The organism is Methylomonas sp. AM2-LC, assembly GCF_039904985.1.
Taxonomy (GTDB): Bacteria; Pseudomonadota; Gammaproteobacteria; order Methylococcales; family Methylomonadaceae; genus Methylomonas.
The window spans coordinates 1217694-1230716 of record NZ_CP157005.1 but is presented as its reverse complement, the minus strand read 5'-3'; the positions used below and the strand labels follow the sequence as shown (position 1 = coordinate 1230716).

The 13023-nt window shown below is 40.4% G+C and carries 11 protein-coding genes; 4 read left to right on the top strand and 7 right to left on the bottom strand.

The features are described from left to right. Positions 1–10: 10 nt before the first annotated feature. The 7 genes from dcd to rlmH form a co-directional block, all read right to left on the bottom strand. The gene (gene dcd / locus ABH008_RS05645; protein WP_347988878.1) at positions 11–577 is read right to left on the bottom strand and encodes a dCTP deaminase; all 567 of its coding nucleotides are present in this window, start codon (positions 575–577) and stop codon (positions 11–13) included. A 139-nt stretch (positions 578–716) separates the two neighbouring features. Beyond that, positions 717–1406, bottom strand: a complete 690-nt coding sequence (gene bamC / locus ABH008_RS05640) for an outer membrane protein assembly factor BamC (RefSeq protein ID WP_347988877.1) — start codon at positions 1404–1406, stop codon at positions 717–719. Positions 1407–1410: 4 nt separating this feature from the next. After that, a complete protein-coding gene (locus ABH008_RS05635; protein WP_347988876.1) occupies positions 1411–2235 on the bottom strand; it encodes a carbon-nitrogen hydrolase family protein in 825 nt (274 codons plus the stop codon). 75 nt (positions 2236–2310) lie between these two features. Then, positions 2311–6090, bottom strand: coding sequence for a YhdP family protein (locus tag ABH008_RS05630; RefSeq protein ID WP_347988875.1), 3780 nt, complete (start codon positions 6088–6090; stop codon positions 2311–2313). A gap of 9 nt (positions 6091–6099) precedes the next feature. After that, positions 6100–7554, bottom strand: a complete 1455-nt coding sequence (gene rng / locus ABH008_RS05625; RefSeq protein WP_347988874.1) for a ribonuclease G — start codon at positions 7552–7554, stop codon at positions 6100–6102. Next, a complete protein-coding gene (locus ABH008_RS05620) occupies positions 7551–8126 on the bottom strand; it encodes a nucleoside triphosphate pyrophosphatase (protein ID WP_347988873.1) in 576 nt (191 codons plus the stop codon). Before ABH008_RS05620 ends, rng begins: the two co-directional genes overlap by 4 nt. 102 nt (positions 8127–8228) lie before the next feature. Beyond that, positions 8229–8693 carry a 23S rRNA (pseudouridine(1915)-N(3))-methyltransferase RlmH gene (gene rlmH / locus ABH008_RS05615; RefSeq protein ID WP_347988872.1) on the bottom strand — a complete coding sequence of 155 codons (465 nt, stop codon included), beginning with the start codon at positions 8691–8693 and terminating at the stop codon, positions 8229–8231. A gap of 202 nt (positions 8694–8895) precedes the next feature. Between rlmH and ABH008_RS05610 the strand changes: the two genes are divergently transcribed. The 4 genes from ABH008_RS05610 to pyk all read left to right on the top strand — a co-directional run bounded on the left by ABH008_RS05610 (position 8896) and on the right by pyk (position 12985). Beyond that, positions 8896–9225 carry a Rap1a/Tai family immunity protein gene (locus ABH008_RS05610; protein ID WP_347988871.1) on the top strand — a complete coding sequence of 110 codons (330 nt, stop codon included), beginning with the start codon at positions 8896–8898 and terminating at the stop codon, positions 9223–9225. 166 nt (positions 9226–9391) lie between these two features. Beyond that, positions 9392–9553: a hypothetical protein gene (locus ABH008_RS05605; RefSeq protein ID WP_347988870.1), complete on the top strand. Its 162-nt coding sequence runs from the start codon at positions 9392–9394 to the stop codon at positions 9551–9553. A 964-nt stretch (positions 9554–10517) separates the two neighbouring features. Next, positions 10518–11531 carry a type I glyceraldehyde-3-phosphate dehydrogenase gene (gene gap, locus ABH008_RS05600; RefSeq protein ID WP_347988869.1) on the top strand — a complete coding sequence of 338 codons (1014 nt, stop codon included), beginning with the start codon at positions 10518–10520 and terminating at the stop codon, positions 11529–11531. Positions 11532–11539: 8 nt separating this feature from the next. Then, entirely contained in the window at positions 11540–12985 is a 1446-nt protein-coding gene (gene pyk / locus ABH008_RS05595) for a pyruvate kinase (RefSeq protein ID WP_347988868.1), read from the top strand. Positions 12986–13023: the final 38 nt, after the last annotated feature.

The following is a 13023-nucleotide window of genomic DNA, read 5'->3' as shown; positions in this document are numbered from 1 at the left end:
ATGAAAAAAACTAGGCTTTAGGTAAAGTTACTCCTGTCTGCCCCTGATATTTGCCACCTCTATCCAGATAAGAGGTTTCACAGACTTCATCTCCGCCAAAAAACAACATTTGCGCCACACCCTCATTGGCATAAATTTTGGCAGGCAGTGGTGTAGTATTAGAAAATTCCAGAGTTACATGCCCTTCCCATTCGGGTTCTAAAGGCGTTACGTTGACAATGATGCCACAGCGAGCATAAGTTGATTTACCGAGACAAATCACCAGTACTTCGCGAGGAATACGAAAAAACTCTACTGTACGGGCTAGCGCAAACGAGTTTGGAGGAATGATACAAACATCTGATTTTACATCTACGAAACTGGCTTCATCAAAGTCTTTGGGATCGACTATGGTGGAATTAATATTAGTGAATATTTTAAATTCGTTAGAACAGCGTACGTCATACCCATAGCTGGACGTTCCATAGGAGATTATCCGCCCCTGAGGGGATTCACGAACCTGCCCAGCCTGAAAAGGTTCTATCATGCCGCGCTCTGCCGCCATGCGTCGAATCCATTTATCTGATTTTATACTCATATTTAGTTATTAACTGATGGAATTAAAAATTGGCATACCATGCTGGTAATGCCAGTAACAACAAAGATATTACTCAAACTATTTTGTCTTGCGCTTTAATCGTCAAAAATCCAGCAATTTTCCTTGTTTCTACTAGCACTCACTTTTCCAAATTGGCGATAATAGTTTTATGCACTAATTTCATTAGGGCAGCAGAATCATCGTTATTAAAAGTGTCCTTGCCGCTATCAGCACTGACCACTTTATCAACGTGCACATCGGTTATTTTTTTGTCTTTATCCACGGTTAAGGTATATTCAGTGTCCTTAAATTCGTCGCTAAAAAACGATGTTACCGAATTGATTAAACCCCGCCCCTTACCTTCACCTTGCGCAACATAACGCACTCGAAATACGCCAGCATCATAGTCAGTATTGGCAACTTCAATATCAGCAGCACTTAAAGCATCTCCTACCAGAATCCAAGCTCTTTCAAAGCCGGTTTTCAGTTCCACAATAGGTTTTTTCTCACTGCCAATCAGTAAAACCAATCGTGCCAAATCAGCGTTAACGGGTTTATCGGTTGGTTTACTGACAGCTTTTTCAGCAACTTTATCTGTACTGTCTTCTTTCTGGGTATCATCAGACTTTTCTTCGTCCTTATTCTTAACTGGTGGAAAATCTGGCAATTTTGAATTACTAGAAGAATAACTAGACTGATTAGCACTGTGTTCGATAGCCAATGTCGGAGGAAATTCCAGATTTTTGGTATCTTTATATTTATCAGGCCCGGCGCTGCTACAGGCCACTAATAAAAACCAAGGCAAACTATATAAAAACTGTTTATACATCAATTTACTCGCAAAAAAAACGGCGGTGTTGTAAAACCGGAAACGAAGTACGCGTTTTTTCCAGACGATGCCCATCAATCTCTGCTGATACAAAACCAGAACCCGTTTTATAACAATCCAACACTACCCCCCATGGATCTACGATCATACTGTGACCATAGGTTTGACGACCATTTCTATGAAAACCACCTTGATTAGGTGCAATGACATAACACTGATTTTCAATAGCTCTGGCGCGTAACAACACCTCCCAATGCGCAGCTCCGGTTTTGGCGGTAAATGCTGAAGGGATAACTAAAATATCAATGTTTTGATGGTCTTTATTCATTAAACGAAAAAACTCTGGAAACCGCAAATCGTAGCAGACAGCAATGCCAAGCCGACCAAAGGGGGTGTCCAGCACACAAATGTCATTACCCGCCTCTACAGAATCTGATTCACGATATTCTTCACTGGTATCAGGAACACTAACATCAAACAGATGAACCTTATCGTAACGTGCAACTCGTTGGCCCAATTCGTTATACACTGGACAAGCAGCACGCACTTTGCCACTTTGCTCAGCCACTAGCGGAATAGTGCCCCCTATCAACCAAACATTATGTTTTTTGGCTGTAGCTGCTAAAAAATCTTGAATAGGACCAATACCATCCGGCTCACGTACCTTGACTTTATCCTGTTCTTTCATACCCATAATTGCAAAATTTTCAGGTAAGGCTACTAATTTAGACCCCGCTTTTGCAGCTTCTGCGATCAATTTATCTGCTTCGAGCAAATTGGCACTTACTTGTGGACCTGAAGCCATCTGGATGGCTGCACATATTGTCATATTCAATCTCTTTTTTACTAATTTGAAAATTATTCGTTCAAATAATCGCTATTCAGTGTAAACGGCTAGGTCAAATTATTTTTTCAGCCAATCAAAATCAGTCAACCCATGCCATGTTTTGTTTAGCAAACCATCATTTTCCTTTAGCGGAGTCACTTCAATATTACCCCATTGCCCCGCAACTTTATATTCGGAACCAAAAAAATATCCTTCTTTATAATCGTTGATCACTGCGGAAGTAATAATGGTCGCAATACTATCTACAATTGTACCAGCAATAGGCAAGGCATCAGAACTCTTGGGAACCACCACAACTCGCTGCTGCACAAATTTTTTAACCAGATCTGCAGTTCCGACCATACGCATTTTGGCAGAGACAGCATCAATCAACAAATTGTCTGTATACGCAATACCATTGGTAATTTTAAAATCGCCAGAAATTTTGTCAAAAGCTAAACCCTGCCGATAAATATCACTGAAATCCAGACTTAATCGCTTAGCCCATTGCTCCATAGAGATTAACCCAAGTAAACGCCCAAATCCTGGTTCTATGCTGGAAATACGACCATCATAAAGCTTTACCTGTAACTGTCCATTCAGTTTATCAAGTGAAAACTGCTGCGGATCATCATTCCAGCCGCCCGTAAAACTAAGCTCCGCTCGTGTTTCCTTAAAGTCATCACTGTAGCCCAAATCTGACAGAAACTGGCCAAAATTATTCACTTTCAAACTGCCATTAAGCAGTGTAGAAGTACCATGCACTTGCTTGATCCAATCCGCGGTGAAATCTATGTCTTTATCGGCTCCAGTAAACGAAATTTTCTTGAAGTGCGTACCGTTGTTCAATCGCTCCGTTTGTAGTTTCAGTTTACCCAGATTTACCGAGCGCCACAGCACTTGCCGGCTATCAATATCTATCAGAGGCAGAATTGAAAAGACTTGCTGTGCCGCATTAATATTAAACGCACTCATACTCGACAAATTAAGAACATCCATATCCAGTTTAATCGGTTCGTTTCCGGCATATTGATCTGGAATACTTAAGTTACCTTTTGCCATGACATTATTGATAGTGCCTTGCCATACCTGATCGTGGTGCTGAAAATGGCATTCCATTGCGCCCAAATTCTGTCCTTGCCACTGCATGTTCTGGGTTTCCAATAGAAACTCACGCAGTGGCGGCCATCGGTCATCATGCTCGTTCAACGCATCCATTGCATCAGACAACTTGAATTCAGGCTGTTTTATTTCTACAAACAAACCTGCATTTTGAGGTAAATTTGCTACCTCATTACCCAAAATTACATGTGCCGCAAACAAATGACTTTGCTGTGTATCAATTAATAATGCAGCATTTAGCCTATCACCATACTGTATCTGCAAAGGCAGAAAAGTTTTACTATCGAATAAAAAATTAAGTTTTAACAGACGCTGTTCTTCTGCTTTCTTTGCCAGATAGTCCTGCCCAATAATCTGAAAACCTTGCAAATTACTAATAATCTGTAGCGAACTGGGTTGACTTATAGCATATGGAAAACTTAAATCAGCCTGATAGCTTAGTGAGCCAGCCGTCATGTCGTTATTCAGAAAGCTAAATTGCCGCCGCAAATTTGCCATATCAGTTGAACCTGCCATTTTCAAATGCGCTGCACTAGTATCGCTATTTAATACTGCCAGAACTGGGTAGCCCAGAGTGCTGGCGGTAAGACTCTGGCTATTAACCCGATCTGCACTAAAATTGATATTACCTTTGATATTACTAAACTTCAAATTGGTCGGTTTAACCAAGGCATGGGCATTATTCAAATGAGAAACGACATTCACCCACAATGGGTCGGTTTCGTAATATGGCAGGTTTAAATCTAGATCTATTTGCGTATTACCATCAAAACTCAATGTTTTGAGTAAAGGCTCAGCCCTTGAGCGTAATGGTGTTTGTTGCAAAAATATAAGCGCATCCTGAATCTGACTTTGTAAAACACCTTTTACTTGTACATTTTTACTGGTTTTTAAAGCTGGAATATTAATTAAGGCCTGACTGATATCCACGTTTTTACTAACACCATGCTGAATGGCAACTTGCAAATCACCTTCACTAAAATGAATATCTGCATTAATTTCCTGTAGCATTGGCCACTGAGGATTATATTGAATTTCGGCATTTTCAATAGTAAACAAGGCATCAAAACGACCACGGCCATTTTCAAAAGGAAATTCACTCAAATCACCCTGAATGATCACCTCGCCTTGATTGATTTGCCCAGAGACGAATGCCTGATCTAACCAGTTAACGGCATCCTTACCCATTGCTTTTGCAGGTAGATAAGTTGAGATTTTGCTGATATCCGTAAAATCGCTAAAACTCATTAGCAAATTCAGTTTTGGTGCATTTTTAAGCTTCGGCAGTGTCAGATCAAAATCAAACTCAGTCTGAAAGTCAGGACTATTGATCTGTAACTCTCGGCTAGTTAACAACCAACTGTCGGCAAATTGCTGCCAATCTATACTACCATTAATTACATTATTAACGAGCGGATTCCTGAATAAGTCTGGTGTATCGATTGATACCTTATCGCTGACTAAATTGATACGCCCCCAGGTATTGGTGCCTTTAATATAGCCACTCAAACCTTGAATGTGTGGAATGCTATTAACACTTGCATTACCTAAATCACTGAAACTGCCTTGTAAAGCAAATTGCTGAAAATCAGCTTGTACATAAACAGAAAAGTTACTCAGCCAACCACTAGGATTAAGTTGCAGCCATTGATCTAGCTGTTTATCTTCCGATATAAATAGAGGGGTAACATGGGCTAGTGCGGCTAAATTCAATTTCTTGATCACCATGGCAAGATTACTTTGCAGGTCTTTATGAAAATAAAACTCACCATCGGTCCAATGTTGTTGATCGGCGACAATATCCAGATCATATGCACTTAAGCGCCAACCTGTTTCGTTGTTTAACCAACTTAGATGTCCTTGCAGTGCATCCAGTTTCAATATTTTGCCAGCCGAATTAGCCAGATTGAATTGTTGTGCCTGGAAATAAGCTGCTATTCGATATGCACTACCCTTATTCCAATCACTCCACACCCTGATATCGCCTGATCCAGATTGAAGTTTAAAATCTTGCACAACATTACTTTCACCCCATGCTGGGCCTTGTAGCCCCTTGCCTTCAATATATATCTGGCCATCCAGCTGTTGCACATCAAAAATGTTACCGGTAAGTAATGCTGAAATACGTAGGGACTTGCCAAACTGTTCTGGCAAAGTGGTCAAGGCGTGAATCTCATGCTGTTGCTGATCATTTTTTAGCAACACATCGACATTATGAAAAATGACTGTCTCTTGGTGATTTTTTAAATCTTCCCAACTAATATCACTGTGCAGGAGCTGATATTTTTTAGCCTGCATCAGCCAATCGGGTTTGCTATCACTACTTTTGATACCTGCAATGGCAATATTGCCATCTTGATAACGGACCAGCTTCAGCTTGGCACCAATCAAAGAAAAAGAACTGGCGTTTAATATATCTGCGGTGCTTAGTAATTGCAGTAAATTGATACTCACCACAATTTCTTTTAACTCTATTGCGGGTTGAGTAGCCGAATTATCCTTTTCAACTTCAATATCTTGCAACATAACACTAGGCGTAAAATAGCTAACAGATGCACGTAATTTACCAATGTGCAATGTAATATGCGTTGTTTCCCTAATTTTTTGCTCCAGTTCAGCTTTAAATTCACTAATATCTGACAAAAAAAATCGCACAAAGCTTGTTATTAAAGCTAAGAGAATTAAGCCACCCAACAACAGATATCGCGCAACCCGCGAAAGGTGAAGAATTACCAAAATACTTGCCTACAATAAAACCACATCGTAATGTTCCTGGCTGTATTCGGCTTCTGCTCTAATTTTTATCCCTACCCCTAGAAACACTTCCAATTCAGCCAACATATCGGCTTCTTCATCCAGCAACATTTCAACAACCTGTTCAGAGGCCAAAACCATAATCTGTTTCACATTGTACTGCCTTACAACGCGAATGATTTCTCTAAATACCTCCAGACAAATAGATTCAGGAGTCTTCAATACTCCACGTCCACCGCAAGTCGAGCAAGGCTCACATAAAATATGCTCAAGACTTTCACGGGTTCGCTTACGCGTCATTTCGACTAAACCCAATGCCGAAACTTCTGTAATTTTAGTTTTAGCATGATCCTTATCCAGCGTGCGCTGTAGTGCAGTCAATACTTGTTTTTTGTGTTCATTACTCTGCATATCGATAAAATCGATAATAATGATGCCGCCCAGATTTCGTAGCCGTAGCTGTCTAGATATGGTTTGCGCTGCTTCCAGATTAGTTTTAAAAATAGTTTCTTCAAGATTACGCCCACCCACATAGCCACCGGTATTAACATCTACCGTTGTCATGGATTCGGTTTGATCAAAGACCAGATGACCACCGGATTTCAGCTTCACTTTCCGGTCCAAAGCCTTGCTGATTTCATCTTCGACATTATAAATATCAAATAAAGGTCTTTCCCCGGAATAATGTTCAATAATGGCTACCATTTCTGGAACAAAGGTTTCTGCAAACTCAACTAAGCGTAGAAAAGTTTCGCGAGAATCAATACGTACCTTTTCAATGCCCTCTTTGTATAAGTCGCGAAGTGTACGAATACTTAGCGGTAAATCTTCGTGAATTAGGGTTTTAACCTTTGCAGATAAACTTTTCTCAAGGATAGATTCCCATAATTTATGCAAAAACCTCATATCAGAATGCAGAATGACTTCTTCAACACATTCAGCTGCAGTACGCGCAATGAAACCACCTGTTACGGCGTTTTTTTGCAAATAGTTCTCAATACAAACCCTTAAGCGTACACGCTGCTCATCACACTCAATACGTTGCGATACTCCTGAATTATTTGCATAAGGCATATAAACCTGATACCGGGAAGGAATCGAAATATCAGTGGTTAATCGCGCACCTTTATTCCCGAGCGGATCTTTGGTGACTTGAACGACAAGATTTTGTCCCTCTTTCAAGTAATGTTCAATATTGTCAGAACCCATCGCTAATTCTTGACTATTAAAGTCTGACAAATGCAGAAATGCTGCTTTATCAAGGCCAATATCTACAAAAGCGGCCTGCATACCAGGCAATACTCGACACACTTCACCCTTATAGATATTACCAACCAATCCTTTCTGTCTTACTCGCTCGATAATCAGTTCCTGCAAAACCCCATTTTCGATCAATGCAACACGGGTTTCAGGCGGGGTAATATTAATTAAAATTTCTTCACTCATGTGATTACTTCGATCCCTTGTTGGGCTAATAGTTGCGCGGTTTCAAATAACGGTAAGCCCATCACGCCGGAAAAACTGCCAGTAATCGATTCAATAAAAATGCTGGCCAGACCCTGTATTGCATAGGCACCCGCCTTATCAAGCGGCTCACCTGTATGACAATAAGCAATAATTTCATCCTGACTCAGCATCCGAAATCTAACTTCGCTAATACTGACAGCCTGCCAGTGCTGATTTCCTCGCAAAGAAATAGCGCTATACACCTGATGAGTACGCCCCGATAATCTGCTTAATAATTCAACAGCATGTTGCTCATTATCCGGCTTCCCCAAAATCATACCGTCGCAAACGACACTGGTATCCGCAGACAATATGGGTAATTTTTGATTCATTACAGCCAGACAAGCAGCGGATTTCTCTGCAGCAACCCTTTGGACATATCTTAATGGTAACTCTCCAAGCAACGGCGTTTCATCAATATCAACCACCTGGATTTGATGGGAAATACCAATCTGTTTAAGTAATTCACTACGACGTGGCGAAGCAGAAGCAAGTATAATTTGTGCAGACATTAAAACTATGAATCGAAAATATTAATATTAGACAGTTTAGCGCATCTCTTAACAATGCGGTGATTGTAACCATACTTGATACAAAAATTAAATCTGCAAATTTTACCGATGATACGGATGTTTGTTTAACAGACTCCAGGCTCGGTAAATTTGTTCCGCTACGATCACTCTAACTAAAGGATGCGGAAAAGTCAGGGGAGATAAACTCCATGATTCGTTGGCTAATTCTTTAACTTGTTGCGACAAACCTTCTGGCCCGCCCACCATTAAGGCTACAGGAGAACCATTCCCAAGCCAGCGTTGTAAGGATAAAGACACATCTTGAGTTGTCCATGGTTTACCGGGAATATCCAGGGTTACTATATGGACCCTGTTCGGCAAGGCAGCAATCATGCGCTCACCTTCTTCCTTAGTGATACGATCAATATCACCACTGCGACGTTTATCAGGAGCAATTTCTTTTAATACGAGTTCGCATTCCCTGGGCAGCCTTTTGGCGTATTCATTATAGCCTTGCTGAACCCAATCCGGCATACGATTTCCAACGGAGATGAGATGTATTTGCATAGCTCGACAGGATACACATTCACAATGATACTGACAATCGGCACTTTGGATTTAAAAATAAAACCTGTTGCCTAATCAGTGCTTAACTATTATAAATTAGAAATACAAAAATTTTTTAAGCACCCTTTAACCTTAATACCGAAACAGGCACACTTTGCGCCTTGTGTGTATTACATTCGCTTATTTTCAAACATCTTCTTTTATGAAAAAACTCTGCCTAGCTTTTTTAATTGTATTTTCTACTCCTGTTTCTGCCGTATTCTTTTCAAGCACAGACCTGTATCAATGGCTTGATAATGACTTGCGTGGTGTAGAAACCTACCAAGGCGGAATGGCAAAGGGTTATCTAATGGGAATACTGGATATGTTATCCAGCATAAATCCTCCGCTGGTTTGTTATCCAGAAGGTATTAGTGCATTAAAACTAAAAATGGTGGTGTACGACTATCTACACAGCAATCCTGACTTAAAGCATCTAAGCGTCGATAAATTAGTCTATAAAGCCTTGCTAAAAGAATGGCCTTGTCAATAAATTCAACTACCTTGTAATTTTCTACAATCAGACAAAAGCGCCACCATCATTACATTGTTTCTTAATAAGAAACAAACCATGCATAACATGCATTATTGTAATTTTTTTAAAATACTATATAGTTAAACCATCATTAATATTCGACTCTAAAGTCAAGGTAATTAACATGGAAAAATCAAAAAACTTATATAGAGATATTTTTATCGGCTTCTCATTTATCACCGGTATCTTTGGATTTATGTCAGGGGAATTCATCATTTCCACCCTACTGTTTGGCATGGCTTCTTTGTCCAGCAATCTGGATTTTGAAAAACAAATACAGGCGTAGCTTACTATTGGAATTTACTTTATTTTAATCCACGAACACTCTTATCCGTATCATCAGATACTCGTAAATAATATTTAGCCTATGACTACGCTCACATAGGTAGTATTGATATTTAAACCTAAATAGACTAATAGAGGAAAAATGGGGATTGACATTAAGCCCCTCTACTTACCAAGTAGAGGGGCTATAAAAGAAGTAAGCTACTTTAAGAAAACCACCAGTATCGAGGCGATTGGTTTAGCAAAAAGTTGGTTTTTGAAAAAATCATACAGTATTAACTATTTTTTTCATTTTGACAGTTGCACCTCTCCAGTAAATATTCAGAATTAAAAACAACCTGCAAACCACTCAACAGACTCCACCAAACGGATTAACCTTATTGTGAGAGTTTACCGTTACCATTTATACCATCCACCCTACAAGACTACAGCCCTAAAAATCTCACAACAACCGTAATGAGACACTACCAAAAAACAAAATCCCGGTCCATATAAAGAAAACTGCTGTTAATAGAAAATAAGCTAAATTCATGTAATACACCTAACTTAATACAAGCCATTTAAAATATTTAGCTCCATAGCGAATCTGCAATAACGGGTTAAACAACTTAATAAGTTGCCTACAACCTTATAAACGGCTTTTTTTTACTCATTTAACTATGGAGCCGTTTCTTTTTAAAAAGCAGAAATCATGCCTATATTTATTTTATTTACAATCAAACACTTACAGATAACAACACCGTAAACACGTTTAAAATTGGTGCAAATGCACCTTGTCGGTGCGAAAAACACCATACACACTAACCGCCCCTCTGATTGATCAACGTGCAAAATCGTTTTTCTCCTCACAGAAATACCACTGTCTTTGAGTCAAGGTAGACGCTGCTTACTACGATTTGCTACAATCGGCTTAATTTGTGCTTCTATCAATCCAAGTCTTTCACACTCTTTCTGGAGAAAACTCTATGGCAATTAAAATTGCAATTAATGGTTATGGTCGTATTGGTCGCAATATCTTGCGTGCATTGTATGAATCAGGTCGCACTAATGAATTTCAAGTGGTAGCTATCAATGATTTAGGCGATTCCAAAACCAATGCTCATTTAACAAAATATGATACAGCGCATGGACGTTTTCCTTTCGACGTAAGCGTTGATGGTGACTACATCGTTGTCAATGGCGACAGAATCCGTGTACTGGCAGAAAGAGACCCCGCCAAACTTCCTTGGGGTGAATTAGGTGTTGACGTTGTTCATGAATGTACTGGTTTTTTTACCAGCAAAGCCAAAGCTTCTGCCCACATTCAAGCTGGCGCTAAAAAAGTGATTATCTCTGCTCCAGGTGGTAACGATGTTGATGCTACTATTGTTTTCGGCGTTAACCATCACACATTGAAAGCTTCTGACACTGTTATCTCAAATGCCTCTTGCACGACCAACTGTTTAGCGCCTCTGGTTAAACCTCTGATCGACACCATCGGTGTTGATCACGGCTTAATGACTACCATACATGCTTATACAAATGATCAAGTTTTAACTGACGTTTACCACAGTGACTTACGTCGCGCCCGCTCGGCCACGCATTCCATGATTCCTACTAAAACTGGCGCTGCCGCTGCTGTTGGCCTAGTTCTGCCAGAAATGGCAGGCAAATTAGATGGCTTTGCAATGCGCGTACCCACTATCAATGTTTCTGTTGTGGATTTATCTTTCCAAGCTTCCAGAAATACCACTAAAGAAGAAATTGATAGCATCTTACGCGAAGCGGCAAACGGCTCATTAAAAGGCATTTTAGCCGTGAATGACGAACCACTTGTGTCTATCGACTTTAATCACAATCCGCATTCTTCCATTTACGAATCTTCTTTAACTAAAGTTACCAGCGGTAACTTTGTAAAAGTACTGTCCTGGTATGACAATGAATGGGGTTTCTCAAACCGCATGCTTGATACCACTGTTGCTTTAATTAACGCCAAATAAGGGTTTACATGCAACTTAGAAGAACCAAGATCCTAGCTACATTAGGACCATCGACTGACAAGCCGGGTGTACTTGAAGACTTATTCGAAGCGGGCATTGATGTAGTACGGCTGAATTTTTCACACGGCTCGGCACAAGATCATATTGATCGCGCTAACCGGGTTAGAGAACTCAGCAAACTATCCGGGCGTAGAGTCGGCATTCTAGCTGATCTACAAGGCCCTAAAATCCGCATAGCTCGCTTTAAGGATAAAAAAATCTGGCTGGAAGAAGGTCAGAACTTTGCCTTGGACATCAATCTCGACAAAGATGCGGGTGATAATACCCAAGTTGGCATTACCTACGAACCTTTGGCTCGTGAAGTAAAGCCAGGCACCCGCTTACTTCTTGATGATGGTCGCGTAGTATTAGATGTTGTTAATGTCGAAAATAATACCCGTGTTAACTGTACAGTTGTAGTGGGCGGCGATTTATCCAACAACAAAGGCATTAATTTGCTTGGTGGTGGGCTTTCTGCCGCTGCATTAACGGATAAAGACAAGGAAGATATTAAAACTATTGCCATTATTAACGCTGATTACGTAGCAATCTCTTTTCCACGTACAGCCGCAGATATGCACGAAGCTCGGGCGCTGCTTTTGGCTGAAGGCTGCCATGCTGGACTGGTTGCAAAAGTTGAACGCGCAGAAGCCATGGAAGTAATTGACGAAATTATTTTGGCTTCAGATGCCATCATGGTAGCACGTGGTGATTTGGGCGTAGAAATTGGTGATGCCAATTTACCTGCTGCTCAAAAATTACTGATCAAACGGTCAAGAGAATTAAATCGAGCTGTTATTACTGCCACACAAATGATGGAATCAATGATTGAAAATTCAATTCCAACCCGTGCCGAGGTATTCGATGTCGCGAATGCTATTGTCGATGGAACTGATGCTATCATGCTCTCAGCCGAAACCGCTTCTGGTAAACATCCAGTTAGAGTGGTAGAAGCAATGGTTCGTATTTGTATGGAAACAGAGAAACAACCCAGTGTGATCAAGTCAAAGCACCGTATGACCGATAGTTTTAGTCACATTGATGAAGCTATAGCAATGTCAGCCATGTATATGGCAAATCATACCAATATAACAGGCGTAGCGTCGTTAACCGAAACTGGGTCAACTACTCTATGGATGTCACGCATTAGCTCAGGCATACCGATTTTTGCATTCAGTAATCATGAGAAAACTTTAGGACGGGTAACCTTATATAGAGGTGTGTTCCCAATTCCGTTTACGCATGAAAAAATGGCAAATGCTGATGTTAATCGCTACATCATTGACAAACTGAAATCGCGTGGACTGGTCAAGAATGGTGATTCTTTTATCATCACCAAAGGCGATGCAACCGGACATCAAGGCGGCACCAACTCGTTGAAAGTAATTACTGTTGGTGAAGACCCTATCCGTTAATTAGATAGAGGACACTGCGCAGGCGTTAATAAATGCCT